Origin of the sequence: Bacillus sp. N3378-2at (assembly GCF_033412715.1) — a bacterium.
Classification (GTDB): Bacteria; Bacillota; Bacilli; order Bacillales; family Bacillaceae; genus Bacillus; species Bacillus subtilis.
Genome location: NZ_CP117986.1, coordinates 2,567,306 through 2,580,090, shown reverse-complemented (window position 1 = coordinate 2,580,090; position 12,785 = coordinate 2,567,306). Strand labels below are relative to the sequence as shown.

Below are 12,785 nucleotides of genomic sequence, written 5' to 3'. Positions count from 1 at the left end.
TATCATGGACAATCTCCGGATAATAAAGAAACAGTTTGCTGAACGATGCGTTCGTGCCCGCAAGCTGAGTATTCATTCCACGGGTCAAGGGATAGAAGATAAACACGCTTATTCCGTACCGCGCTTAGGTTTTGCCATGCTTCTGTCTGCTGTAATTGCTGGTAGTAAGCTATAGTCTCCGGCTCTTTAAAAAGAAAAAGCATCATACAGTCAGCTTGGTAATTTGCGATATTTTCTAACGAAATCGCTTGTTCTGAAGGTGTGTCAGCCGTTGTTGCCGAGCTGAGTCCTAAATCCCCAAAGAAAACTTCGCGGACACTTCGGTTATGTGCCAGATAGAAGTTTTGCTTATGCAGCCTCAAAAAGAGAAAACGCAGCCCTTGAACGTGTTGAAGTGTTTTTTTGGCGGCTGTTGTCTGCTGGTCATAATCCGCTAGCCACTTTTCTGCTTCGGACTCCTCCTTTAAAAATGAGGCAGTTTGCAGAAAGTGGGTTCTCCAGCTTTCTTCTGAAGGAAGGTACATGACTTCTGCGATGCGATTCAGGCGATCTTGTTCTTCTGGAGAAATAGAATCCATGCTGACAATCACATCTGGTTCTGCCTGTGATAACGTGTACAGGTTTTCTTCCCACTTTTCATTAAACCGGTATGCACTGAGCTGGACGGGTATATCTGTCGAATAATGCTGATAGTAGTAAGACGTCCATTTTGGATGCAGAGCGGCCGCAAAAGGTATGTGGTGAAGGGGGATGAGATGGCCCATTGTGCCCCTTCCGTATGCGGCGATTTTCTTTCGGCGTTTTTTCATATAGCTTGTAGGTGAACAGCCTGTATATTTTTTAAAGATTCTGCTGAAATAAAATTCATCTTGATAACCGGTTTGGTGTGCGATTTCTTTCAATTTGCAGTTTGATTTTGCCATGAGCAGTTTTGCCTTTGTGATTCGTGTTTTCGTAATAAATTCTGTTACGCTCTGTCCTGTCCATTTTTTAAAGCTTTCACTGTAGTGTTTGGCACTGATTCCTGCCATTTGCGACAGCTGGGCAAGCGTGATTTTTGTATCGGCATGGGTTTCGATATAGTGTTTTGTTTTTTCGATTGCTGAATGTGTATCCGTTTGATCAGATAAACTGGCAGTAAAGAGGTCATAAATCAGGCTTTGTACTTCAATCCCACATTTTAGCTGAGAAAGCTGAGACGATTCATTCCATAGTGCGGCAAGCTCTTGAAGCCGGACGGCAAGATTTTCGATATGTGAAACATTTATAAGCTTCAGTTTGGCTAATTCCGATTCTGTGCACGGTGTGAAAATATCTTGGCCGGCTTCCTTGATATAGCTTTGAAGCCTGATCAGACAGGCATCTATATGTCCATCGGCTGCTGGCGTAAAGCCAAAGGTCTCGTTAGGCGGACAAACATAAAGTGTCTTTTTTTGCAAAGGATTGGTGTTTGTTCCGATCGAAATATAGCCGTTTCCTTTTAAATGAAAAATCAGCACGAATGAATCGGCTAATTGCTGTTCTGAGAAGAGATCACTTGTCTTTTTTAGATATTCAATTTGTACCGGTTGATAAATCACTGCATTTTGCACGATTAGACCACCTTTTCAGAAGCTTTCAATTGATAATCATTTTCAATAAAAATTGTACCAAATAAATGAAAGTTTTCCTATATAAAGCGGGTGGGTTTTTAGTATGAAAAAAACCCTTACACATGTGTAAAAGTAAGGGTCTTTCGTTCGGTAAGAATATGTTACACGTGTAACATACGATGCTTACGTTCTAATAAATGAGATATTTTTTTCTTGTTTTGCTGAATTGTTGGAGTGTTTTTTCATAGCTGTTTATGATGTTCTCAATCGAAGTTCCATTTTCAATTTTTGTCCTGATCCAGCCGTTGCCTGCCAGTTTATCGAATGAACCTGTTGACAGGAACTCAAAATCCTCAGGATAGAGATCGTGTATGGTTTTAATGACTGAAAGACCCGTTTTAACGGCTTCAAACTTATCTCTTTCTGTCACATAGAGCTGCACACCGTGGCAAAGCGTTCCTTGATGTTTAGAAAACGTCGGTGTGAAGGATGCTGCCCTAAATGTAACGCCCGGCAAATGGAGGCTGTTTAATGTTTCTTCAAGTTCTGTGCTTTTGATAAAGGGAGCTCCGATCAATTCGAATGGCTTTGTTGTCCCTCGCCCTTCGGATATATTTGTTCCTTCAATCAGCCCGGTTGCAGGATAAACAAATGTGCTTTCCACCGTCGGCATGTTAGGCGAAGGGAGGACGAAAGGCAATCGGGTATCGTCAAAATCCATTTTTCGCTTCCAGTGTTTCATTTTTACCACTGTAAGATCGGCATTAATACTAAATTCTTTGTTGAACAGTAAAGCCAATTCGCCTATCGTCATCCCATGCTTCAATGGAATGGGATACAATCCGACAAATGAGGCGTAGTCAGGTTCTAAGATTGGTCCTTCAATATGATTCCCTCCTTGAGGATTCGGACGGTCCAACACCATAAATGGAATGCCGTTTTCTTTAGCGGCTTCCATTGCGTATGCCATTGTATAAATGTACGTGTAGAAACGGGTCCCGACATCCTGAATGTCAAACATAAGAATATCGACATTTTTCAGCATTTCTGGAGTCGGTTTTTTCGTTTTTCCGTAGAGGCTGTATACGGGTACCCCGGTTTTTTCGTCAATGTAAGAGCCTACTTCGTCTCCAGCCTGGGCGTCACCGCGGACGCCGTGTTCAGGGCCGAATAAAGCTGTCAGTTTGATATCTGGGTTCTCGTAAAGAATATCGACACTGCTTTTCAGAGATGCGTTTACTCCGGTTGGATTGGTGATCAGTCCGATGCGTTTTCCCTTGAGCTGTTTTTTATAGTCTGGCAAGAGCGTGTCTATACCGGTCTGGACTTTAGGCTTTTTAGCCGTTTGATTCTTTGAATCGGGTGAAGCAGAGGCAGCGGTTATCGTTCCGAACATCATGAGCCCTGTCAGAAAAGCGAATATTGTTTTTCTCATGTGTCCCTCCTTATTAAAGCGGTCTTCCCGTTTTGATATTTAATCCGTAGCCAAATGGGTAAAGGGTGTTCCCTGGTTTCGTGACTGACGGAATGTCAACTGGAAGTGTGCCTTTAGGTTTTGCCTGGCCGAATATCGCCATCACTCCGGCCGGAATATTAGGTTGAAGATAACGGCCATTTGCGTATCCTTTAAAGCCATAGACTGCAATCAGTGCCTTTGTTTCTTCGAAATTGGCTGCGTCATAGGGGTTGCGCAGGCTCATTAAGACAAATGGTTTGTTGTGCTGCAGTGCGGCTTTCATGACAGCTCTCGGAAACACGGTGGCCCATTTGCTTGAATCTGATATTGTGTCGTCGATGACACCGTCGTTGACGACAGGATCATTTTTGACGACATAGGAGCCGGTTATGATATAATCAGCCTTTTTTACTTGTTTTGCATGCTCGGCCTTAAATACTTGGTTGGCAAAATTCATTTTGTCGACAGATACGGGTTTGATTTTCTTTCGCTTGATGAGATCGTGAATGGTTTGTTCGATTGAAGCAGTTTGTTCTTCGTAAGGTGCCACAATTAAGATTCGGCTGCCTTTTTTAGGCTTGAATGGCAAAGTGTGCTGTTCATTTTTTAATACAGTTACTGCTTTTTCAGCTATTTTTTTCTCTGCTTTCAGGTGCTGCTTGCTTCCTACGATTTTTTTGGCTTTGGCTATTTTTTCTTTTGTACTGTCGCTGTTTCGCGCTGGATACATGCCGCGTTTTATTTTCAGGGAAATGATTCTTTCAACTGAATTGTTGATTTGTTGTTCAGGAATATCCCCGTTTTTCACGGCTTCTTTCAAAGCTTGAATAACACGTGCGAATTTCTGTTCTTCTTTCAATGAAGTGACTGAGGCTGGCATTAATGCAATATCGACACCAGCTCTTACGGCCATGACCACAGCCTCTTCCTGTCCGAAATGATCTGCGATTGCCTTCATATTGAGTGCATCGGTAACGATCACACCATTAAAGCCCATTTCCTGACGAAGAAGACCTGTCATCACTTTTTTTGAAAGTGTAGCTGGAACCAAAATGTCCGATCCATCGAGTTTGCTTTTGTAAGTGGTGTCATCAAAGGCGGGAAACTGAACATGGGCTGTCATCACCATATCAGCACCAGCATCAATTGCTTTTTGAAAAGGATAAAGCTCGACCTCACGAAGCCGTTCTTGGCCATGGGAAACGAGCGGCAGTCCATAATGGCTGTCAACGTCCGTGTCTCCATGTCCCGGGAAATGTTTGAGGGCAGACGCGATATCCTGCCGCTGCAACCCTTTCATCGTGTATAAACCGAGGCGTGATGTCAGTTCTCGATTGGAGCTGAATGACCGTACGCCGATTACAGGATTATTAGGATTATTGTTAATGTCCACGACAGGGCTGAAATCTGTATTGATGCCTAAGGCAGAGAGCTCTTTCCCGATGATGCTGCCGGTCTGATACGCATTGATTCTGCTTCTGGCTGCGCCCAGTGCCATATTCCCTGGGAAATTAGTGCCCTCCCCTAACCGCGTTACAATGCCGCCTTCCTGATCAATACTCAGCATGAGCGGGATTTTTGGACTTGCCTTTTGGTAATCGTCTGTCAGTTGGACAGTTTGTTTTGTTGTTTTTACATTTTCTGCAAAAAGGATGATGCCTCCGAATTGATATTTCTTGACGAGGCTGGCGACTTCATCATTCATTTCTGTAAGGGCTTGCGGAGAGGACTCGCCTTCCTTTTGCCAATTTCTAAAATCAGGCATCAGCATCTGGCCGAGTTTTTCATCTAACGACATACGATTGACAATCTGATTGGCATCGATTGCACGTTTGGATGCAGAGGCTTCTGTCTGTCTGGCCCCGAAAAAGCATGAAAGAAAGAGAACGGCTGAAAGGATAAGCGGAAAGACAGGTCTCATAGAAACTTCCTCCTATCGTCTAATCATTCACTCCATCGCTTCATAAATCGCGGTTATGACACTTCCATAACTGCCTGTTGCAAATTGATCACCCTCAAAGACGTTTGGATTTTCTTCCGGATCAATAACTGGTGTATGCTTTTTATTTGTTAACAATGCGATGCCTAAATTGTATGCTGGATCAATAATTGTAACTGTCCCTGTCCAGCCGGTATGCCCGTAAGCATTTTCACTGGCATGAGGGCCAAACATCCATTCCATGCTTTTACTTCCGTTCCGCCTCCAGCCAAGAGCGAATGTCGGGTCTGTTGCTGAAGGTGCTGTAAACAGGTCGGCTGTTTTCTGATCAAATAAAGAAATGTTTCGGTATGAACCTTTGTTTAACATGACTTGCAGCAGTATGGCCATATCATCTGCATTTGAGAACAATCCGGCATGCCCAGACACGCCATCCATTGAGTAAAACGCTTTTTCGTCATGCACCTCTCCTTGCAGCGTGTTTGTGCGGATGTTAGGGAATTGAATAACGCCGTCACGTGTATTGCCCATTCGTTCAGTAGCTGCGAACTGTTTCGGTTTAAAGCCCTTTTGCAGCGGATTGTACAAGGTATGCTTCAGCCTGAGCGGTTTGTAGAGCTCTTGCTCCGTGTAGACATCAAGCGGTTTGCCAGTGAGTTTTTCGACAATACACCCAAGTAGCATATATCCAATGTCACTGTATACGTGTTTTGTCCCGGTTTGATAATCGAGCGGAATTTTCGTCAAATATTCAATCGTTTTGTCCCGTTCTTGGGAATAGTACTTGCCGGCTTTTTCCGGCGTGTAAAAGTAAAAGCTTGATGGGAGCCCTGATTGGTGCTGGAGGACATCAATGACACGTATCTTGTCTTTTCCTTTTATGAGGTCACCCGGCTGATCCTTGAAACCCGGCAAATATGCAGAAACTTTTTCATAGACGTCAAGTTTTCCTTGGCTGACTAAGCGCTGCAATACAAAATTTGTTGCGTACATTTTTGTATTTGAGGCTAAGTCAAACATCGTGCGGGTTTTCATTTTGGCCGGACGGCGCAGCAGTTCTGACCCTTCGTACTTTTTACTGTAGCCGTATGCTTCTTTTTTTATGATGCGTCCATCCTTCACCACCACAAGAACGGCGCCTGGAAATCCTGCTGCAATATCCCGTTCTATCATCTGATCTACCTTCTTTAGCTTCTTCGTCGAGAATTGTGCAGTTTCTGCATTTATGGTTTTCGGCTCAACCAAGTTGTCTGCTGTTTGTGCGAAGGTTTCATTTGGCGCGAATATCGATAGGGTTAAAATGGCACTGAATATGAACAGTGTCTTTGTTTTCACAGGCTAGCCCCTTTCTGTGCTTCTATCCCGTTTACTATCCCTAAAACAGAAACAATTTAATCGAACTGAGAAGCCATTTCATCTTTATATCCGAATGCATAGGTCAATAAAAAGCCGGCCGCGTAGGAAATAAAGAGCCCAACGATATACAGGATGATTTGCGAAGGCAGGACTAGAAAGGAAAGCGGCAGTCCGGAGACACCAATCGCAATGGTGGCTACTTGAAAATACGCTTGAAAGGCACCACCGATTCCAGCTCCTAAACATGCTGTTAAAAACGGACGGCCAAGCGGCAGCGTGACTCCGAAAATAAGCGGTTCACCAATGCCGAGCAGTCCCGATGGAAGCCCGCCGGCGATTGCTTTCCTCAGTGTTGTTTTTTTCGTCTTCACGAAAACGGCAAAGGCCGCGCCTACCTGTCCTGCACCTCCCATAGCCAAAATAGGGAGCAGAGGATCATTGCCAATTGAATTGATCAGTTCCATGTGCACAGGCGTCAAGCCTTGATGCAGTCCGGTTACGACGAGAGGAAGGAAGGTTGCGCCCAGAATAAAGCCTGCAGCGATGCCGCCGATGTCCAGGATGGACAGAAGGCCGGATGTAATAGCATCAGAGATGAATCCGCCTAAAGGCATAAATACGACATACGTTACGATTCCGGTGATTAACAGTGAAACGGTGGGTGTGACAATGATATCGAGTGATTGAGGAATAAAACGGCGAATAAATTGTTCGGTGTAAGCAATGAATATGGCTGCGAAAAGGACGCCGATCAGACCTCCCCTGCCCGGGAGAAGCTCTTCTCCAAATAAACTGATTTTTGCGATCTCCGGATTGATAATCAAGATCCCGGCCAAAGCCCCAAGTGCGGGTGTCCCGCCAAATTCTTTCGAAGCGTTAATACCGACGAGAATGCCGAGATAAGTGAACAGCCCTGATCCGATGACTGTCAGGATAACCGCAATTTGTGAGTCTGCAGAGAGCCAGCCTGCTTGAATAATTGCTTTGGTAATCCCAGTAATTAAACCGGAAGCGACTAGAGCGGGAATAAGAGGGATAAAAATGCTGGCAATTTTACGTAAGAAAAGTTTAAAAGGAGTGGCGTTTTTTCGATTGATATCGGCTTTCTTTTTGGCCGCAGCTTCTTTGACATCGGCACCTTCTTCTGCTGACACGAGCTTTGAGAAAGCAGCTGTAACATGATTGACGACTCCTGTGCCGAGGATAATTTGTAAGGTTTCAGCTTCAACGACCCCCAATACGCCGTCAAGCTTTCTTAAACCCTGAGCATCTGCTTTGCTTTCATCGTAAGGCGTAATGCGCAGGCGTGTCATGCAATGCGTATATGAAGAAATATTGGATTTTCCTCCGCATAGCTCAAGGATTTTCTGTGCGAGATGATGGTAGTTATTTTCTTTGCTCATTAAAACCCCTCCCCTTCAAGATGCCTTATTTTATTCTCATATTGTATGGCTGCTCTCGTTTTATCTATATAACCGGTTGTCGTTTCATACTGCTCAGCCGCCATGCCTAAAAACAAAACATCAATTATAAAAAGCTGGGCGAGGCGGGAGGAAGTGGCTGCACTTCGAATCAAGGCTTCATTGGAATGGGCTGTATACAAAGGGACATCAGCCAGTGCGGAGACGGATGTCTGACTGAATTGTGTGAGGCTGATCGTTGTGATGCCTTTTTCCTTGGCCATGGCAAACAGTTCAATGATTTCCTGTGTCTCTCCTGAAAACGAAATGGCGAATACGATGTCGTCTTTATCTGCATTTGCGATTAAAGATGCCACAAGATGAGTGTCTGTAAACGCGGTTGCTTGTTTATGAATGCGAAGCCACTTTTGCTGGGCGTCCTTGGCGACAATGCCGGAAGCCCCGAGGCCGATAAAATGCACGGTATGAGCTTTGAGAAGCAGAGAAACCGCTCGTTCAAGCTCTTTGTAGTCCATCAGGTCTGAAGTATCCTGAATGGCTTGAATGGCATTGCCGGCCGTTTTTTCGGAAATGGAGGGCAGCGGCTCGTGGGGAACAATATCCCGGTAGCCCTGAAACGTAGGCTTTGCCAGATCGCCCGCTACTCTCATTTTTAAATCTTGAAATCCTTTTAAACCGAGTGATTTGCAGAGCCTGATGACGGCAGCGTCACTTGAATTGGCTAAGGCGCTGATTTCGTTGACCGTGCTTTCGATTGCTTTGTGGGGATGGGCTAGGATATAATCTGCAAGTTTGCGCTCGGATGGAGGGAGCTTATGCTTCATTGATTGGATGATCGCTAAACCGCCTGTGGCCATTCTAGTTCTCTCCTTATCATGGATGGTAATGTTCGATTGCTTTGTCAATGAAACCGTTTGCTTCATCGAGTAATGTCTTTGCTTGTTTCTGATCTGTGCTTGTTTTGAGCATGACGATTGCTGTTTTGACGTGATGATCGGCTTGTTCCAGAGTGTATCTGGCTGTGTCGTATGAAGCGTTTGTAAGGCTTTGGATAATGCTGATGGCGCGTTCTTTTAGTTTTTTGTTGCTGACGTTGACGTCTACCATCAAGTTTTCGTAAACCTTGCCGATTTTGACCATTACAGCGGTAGATATCATGTTTAGAATCATTTTATGAGCGGTTGCGGCTTTCATACGTGTTGATCCTGTAATGGCCTCAGGTCCGACGACAACCTCAATGCTGTGATCCGCATCCTTGCTGATGGCGGAATTTTCATTACAAGTAAGGGCGATGGTGTGTGCTCCGACTTTGCGGGCGTATCTTAGGGCGCCTGCGGCGTAGGGTGTGCGGCCGCTTGCTGCGATGGCAATGACGGTGTCATTTGAAGTGAGCTGTATGTTTCTTAAATCTTCAGCTCCTGCTTCTTCACTGTCTTCAATGCCCTCTGCTGCCTGTAAAAAGGCTTCGGGGCCTCCAGCCATGATTCCGATGACCTGAGCTGGGCTTACGCTGTAGGTGGGAGGACATTCAACAGCATCCATGACGCCGAGTCTGCCACTTGTGCCGGCGCCTGTATATATGAGCCGGCCTCCATTTTGAAACGATTCATAAGCGCAGTCTACAGCTGTTTTGATGTCGGGGAGAACCTCTTGAACGGCTGCAGCGACTTTCATATCTTCGTTGTTGATCATTTTGAGGATGCCGAGAGTGTTTGCTTTGTGGATTTCAACTGTTTGGCTATTGCGTGATTCCGTTGTGAGACGGTGAAGGTTTAATGGTTCTGACATGAGGATGCCCCCTGTTTTAAAATGATATATCTCAATATTCAGTATATTCATTTCTGTTATGATATTTCAACTATGTTTTTAAATTTTTGAAATTTTATTTCACTCAAGACTATAAGAAATGATGAAGGATCAACTGTTCTCCAAGCGGGCCGATTCTTCGCCGTCCTTTATCAAGGAACCCGCTTTTCATATAAAGGTGTTTTGCGCGTATGTTTAGATGATTGACGGCCAAGATGATTTCGTCACACCATGGAAAATATCCGCTCACAAAAGCGGGAAGCAAAAGCATGGCTTTTTTCGCATAGCCTTTTCCGTGATGCACAGCGTTTAAAGACAGGGAGCTGAGCAGTAAAGCAAATGGATTGTTAGAATAGGAAGCAAGCGTTTCTTTTGATGCATGTAAAATGAAAAAACCGACTGGAAGGTCGTCTTTTAAGATGACAACCGGGTATCGGTCCTGTATGCCCAGAGCCTGAGACAGCACCTCTTTCGGGAGGGAGGTAAAGCGTTTGTCATCGTTGGTGAGCGTGAATGATTGGAGCTCGGGCAAGTGTTCAGGCTTATAGAAGGATAAAGAAATGTCTTGAGTCATGGGGTGACCTCCTTACAATATGTCGTTAAGCTCGTTTTCCGAAATGACGCGGTAGCCCGCTTGTTTTAACAGTGCGGCGGTTACTCCGCTGCCGGTGATTTTTTTGCCAGAGAATGTGCCGTTATAGATAAAACCGCTTCCGCAAGATGGACTGTTTTCTTTTAATATGACGGCAGAAGCGTTGATTTCTTTTGCGTAAGCCAATGTTTTCGCGGCGCCTTCCATATATAGTTCTGTGACGTCTTCTCCTGAAGCTGTCACGATTTTCGCTGTTCCATTGAGGACATCCTCGCCGGTGCCTCCTATGATTTCTGCGGGTTCGCGTGGGGTAGAGAAGCCGCCGAGAAGTTCAGGGCAAGCCATAACTGCTTTCTTTTCATCGACGAGTTTTCTGATTTTCTCCGACGCTGCGTGAGAGCCGTTATATCTGCATTCAATGCCTCCAAGGCAGGAACTGACTAGAATCATATTGTTTCTCCTCTCTTGCTTTGCTTGTCTCTATCATAAAATAAATGGCTTTAGTTGGGAGGCTTTTTCAGTTAAAAAAGGAGTTAAAAAGTTTGAAAATAAAAAATTTAATTTTCCTCTTTACAAACAGGGGGTGACCTGTATATAATAACTTTTGTCAGCTCGACGAGAACACAACGGCCCGTTGGTCAAGCGGTTAAGACACCGCCCTTTCACGGCGGTAACACGGGTTCGAATCCCGTACGGGTCACCATTTGGAGGATTAGCTCAGCTGGGAGAGCATCTGCCTTACAAGCAGAGGGTCGGCGGTTCGAGCCCGTCATCCTCCACCATCTTGCCGGTGTAGCTCAATTGGTAGAGCAACTGACTTGTAATCAGTAGGTTGGGGGTTCAAGTCCTCTTGCCGGCACTGTTTTTTCAAAATTTTATGTGGAGGGGTAGCGAAGTGGCTAAACGCGGCGGACTGTAAATCCGCTCCCTCAGGGTTCGGCAGTTCGAATCTGCCCCCCTCCACCATTATTGGGCTATAGCCAAGCGGTAAGGCAACGGACTTTGACTCCGTCATGCGTTGGTTCGAATCCAGCTAGCCCAGTCACAGACACCTTTGATCAAAAGGTGTCTTTTTTCTTTTCGGAAAAATCATTCCAACTTCTAACTGTTCAGTCTGTATAATAATTTTAAAAATATGTTAAGGTAGTTTATTCACGAATTACCATCTACACCCTGCCAAAAATTTGATAAACTTATTTTATAAAAAAATTGAAACCTTTTGAAACGAAGCTCGTATACATACAGACCGGTGAAGGCAGAGGTTAGATAAATATGGAAATGATGATTAAAAAAAGAATTAAACAAGTCAAAAAAGGCGACCAGAATGCATTTGCGGACATCGTAGATATTTACAAAGATAAAATTTATCAGCTTTGCTACCGTATGCTTGGCAATGTGCATGAGGCGGAGGATATTGCACAGGAAGCTTTCATCAGAGCGTACGTTAATATCGACAGTTTTGATATTAACCGGAAATTTTCAACTTGGCTTTATCGAATCGCGACCAATTTGACCATTGACCGCATTCGCAAAAAGAAGCCGGATTATTACCTCGATGCAGAGGTGGCTGGTACGGAAGGCTTGACCATGTATTCTCAAATCGCCGCAGATGGTGTTTTGCCTGAAGATGCAGTTGTGTCGCTGGAGCTCTCAAACACGATACAGCAGAAAATTTTAAAGCTTCCTGACAAATACAGAACAGTCATCGTATTAAAGTATATTGACGAACTCTCATTAATTGAAATCGGGGAGATTCTAAACATTCCTGTGGGGACTGTGAAAACGCGGATTCACAGAGGCAGAGAGGCTCTTAGAAAACAATTAAGGGATCTTTAAGTGGGGTGATGAAATGAGCTGTCCTGAACAAATTGTGCAGCTTATGCATATGCATCTTGATGGAGATATCCTTCCAAAAGATGAACACGTATTAAATGAACATCTGGAGACATGCGAGAAATGCAGAAAGCATTTTTACGAGATGGAGAAATCCATAGCGCTTGTACGGAGCACATCGCATGTCGAAGCCCCCGCGGATTTTACCGCTAATGTCATGGCAAAATTGCCTAAGGAGAAGAAAAGAGCTTCTGTAAAAAGATGGTTCAGAACCCATCCCGTTATCGCAGCTGCTGCGGTATTCATCATTTTGATGGGCGGGGGTTTTTTTAACAGCTGGCATAATGACCACAATTTCAGCGTGTCCAAGCAGCCGAATCTTGTGGTTCATAACCATACTGTGACCGTGCCAGAAGGTGAGACGGTCAAAGGTGATGTCACTGTCAAAAACGGCAAGCTGATTATTAAAGGCAAAATAGACGGGGATGTAACCGTCGTAAACGGCGAAAAGTATATGGCCTCTGCTGGACAAGTCACCGGTCAGATTGAAGAAATCAATCAATTATTCGACTGGACATGGTACAAGATGAAGTCTGCGGGGAAAAGTGTACTCGATGCATTCAATCCGAACGGAGAAGAGTAAAGCGCGTTAGCCGCTTTGCTCTTTTTTTGCAGGCTGAGAGGGCTGGCACATTTCACTTGCTAAATCGAAATGTGGTATAATGGGATCGCTATGTAAAGTACATATGCGTAACACGTAAAACACAAAATACGAAATGACTGAAATCTT

At 44.6% G+C, this 12,785-nt stretch carries 10 protein-coding genes, 5 tRNA genes and 1 pseudogene; 7 read left to right on the top strand and 9 right to left on the bottom strand.

Annotated features, from left to right (window positions below; translation table 11 throughout):
* Positions 1–2: 2 nt before the first annotated feature.
* The 9 genes and pseudogenes from btr to PUN35_RS13785 form a co-directional block, all read right to left on the bottom strand.
* A complete protein-coding gene (btr, locus tag PUN35_RS13825) occupies positions 3–1,592 on the bottom strand; it encodes a bacillibactin transport transcriptional regulator Btr (RefSeq protein WP_014478642.1) in 1,590 nt (529 codons plus the stop codon).
* A 190-nt stretch (positions 1,593–1,782) separates the two neighbouring features.
* On the bottom strand, positions 1,783–3,027 hold the full coding sequence (locus PUN35_RS13820; RefSeq protein ID WP_014478643.1) for an exo-beta-N-acetylmuramidase NamZ family protein: 1,245 nt from the start codon (positions 3,025–3,027) through the stop codon (positions 1,783–1,785).
* A gap of 13 nt (positions 3,028–3,040) precedes the next feature.
* Positions 3,041–4,969, bottom strand: coding sequence for a beta-N-acetylhexosaminidase (gene nagZ, locus PUN35_RS13815; RefSeq protein ID WP_014478644.1), 1,929 nt, complete (start codon positions 4,967–4,969; stop codon positions 3,041–3,043).
* 27 nt (positions 4,970–4,996) lie between these two features.
* Positions 4,997–6,322 carry an N-acetylmuramoyl-L-alanine amidase gene (amiE, locus tag PUN35_RS13810; RefSeq protein WP_014478645.1) on the bottom strand — a complete coding sequence of 442 codons (1,326 nt, stop codon included), beginning with the start codon at positions 6,320–6,322 and terminating at the stop codon, positions 4,997–4,999.
* 56 nt (positions 6,323–6,378) lie between these two features.
* A complete protein-coding gene (locus PUN35_RS13805) occupies positions 6,379–7,746 on the bottom strand; it encodes a PTS transporter subunit EIIC (protein ID WP_014478646.1) in 1,368 nt (455 codons plus the stop codon).
* A gap of 25 nt (positions 7,747–7,771) precedes the next feature.
* Positions 7,772–8,621 (bottom strand): annotated as a pseudogene (locus tag PUN35_RS13800) (MurR/RpiR family transcriptional regulator).
* A gap of 16 nt (positions 8,622–8,637) precedes the next feature.
* Positions 8,638–9,552, bottom strand: coding sequence for an N-acetylmuramic acid 6-phosphate etherase (gene murQ / locus PUN35_RS13795; RefSeq protein WP_014478648.1), 915 nt, complete (start codon positions 9,550–9,552; stop codon positions 8,638–8,640).
* Positions 9,553–9,661: 109 nt separating this feature from the next.
* Positions 9,662–10,144, bottom strand: a complete 483-nt coding sequence (locus tag PUN35_RS13790) for a GNAT family N-acetyltransferase (protein WP_014475628.1) — start codon at positions 10,142–10,144, stop codon at positions 9,662–9,664.
* 12 nt (positions 10,145–10,156) lie between these two features.
* Positions 10,157–10,612, bottom strand: a complete 456-nt coding sequence (locus PUN35_RS13785) for a 2-thiouracil desulfurase family protein (RefSeq protein WP_003234960.1) — start codon at positions 10,610–10,612, stop codon at positions 10,157–10,159.
* Positions 10,613–10,790: 178 nt separating this feature from the next.
* On the opposite strand from PUN35_RS13785, the gene PUN35_RS13780 reads away from it, so the two are divergent.
* The 7 genes from PUN35_RS13780 to rsiW all read left to right on the top strand — a co-directional run bounded on the left by PUN35_RS13780 (position 10,791) and on the right by rsiW (position 12,638).
* Positions 10,791–10,865 (top strand) — tRNA-Glu (locus PUN35_RS13780).
* A gap of 3 nt (positions 10,866–10,868) precedes the next feature.
* Positions 10,869–10,944: transfer RNA gene (locus PUN35_RS13775), tRNA-Val, on the top strand.
* 4 nt (positions 10,945–10,948) lie between these two features.
* Positions 10,949–11,021: transfer RNA gene (locus PUN35_RS13770), tRNA-Thr, on the top strand.
* Positions 11,022–11,043: 22 nt separating this feature from the next.
* A tRNA-Tyr gene (locus PUN35_RS13765) sits at positions 11,044–11,128 on the top strand.
* Positions 11,129–11,132: 4 nt separating this feature from the next.
* Positions 11,133–11,204, top strand: a tRNA-Gln gene (locus PUN35_RS13760).
* A gap of 230 nt (positions 11,205–11,434) precedes the next feature.
* Positions 11,435–11,998, top strand: coding sequence for an RNA polymerase sigma factor SigW (gene sigW / locus PUN35_RS13755; protein WP_014478649.1), 564 nt, complete (start codon positions 11,435–11,437; stop codon positions 11,996–11,998).
* Positions 11,999–12,011: 13 nt separating this feature from the next.
* Entirely contained in the window at positions 12,012–12,638 is a 627-nt protein-coding gene (gene rsiW / locus PUN35_RS13750; protein ID WP_003234951.1) for an anti-sigma-W factor RsiW, read from the top strand.
* Positions 12,639–12,785 lie beyond the last annotated feature (147 nt).

Bases quoted from the DNA above. Each gene is read 5' to 3' on its own strand.
- PUN35_RS13785 (WP_003234960.1), bottom strand. From the start codon at position 10,612: ATGATTCTAGTCAGTTCCTGCCTTGGAGGCATTGAATGCAGATATAAC.
- PUN35_RS13805 (WP_014478646.1), bottom strand. From the start codon at position 7,746: ATGAGCAAAGAAAATAACTACCATCATCTCGCACAGAAAATCCTTGAG.
- nagZ (WP_014478644.1), bottom strand. From the start codon at position 4,969: ATGAGACCTGTCTTTCCGCTTATCCTTTCAGCCGTTCTCTTTCTTTCA.
- sigW (WP_014478649.1), top strand. From the start codon at position 11,435: ATGGAAATGATGATTAAAAAAAGAATTAAACAAGTCAAAAAAGGCGAC.
- rsiW (WP_003234951.1), top strand. From the start codon at position 12,012: ATGAGCTGTCCTGAACAAATTGTGCAGCTTATGCATATGCATCTTGAT.
- PUN35_RS13790 (WP_014475628.1), bottom strand. From the start codon at position 10,144: ATGACTCAAGACATTTCTTTATCCTTCTATAAGCCTGAACACTTGCCC.
- PUN35_RS13820 (WP_014478643.1), bottom strand. From the start codon at position 3,027: ATGAGAAAAACAATATTCGCTTTTCTGACAGGGCTCATGATGTTCGGA.
- murQ (WP_014478648.1), bottom strand. From the start codon at position 9,552: ATGTCAGAACCATTAAACCTTCACCGTCTCACAACGGAATCACGCAAT.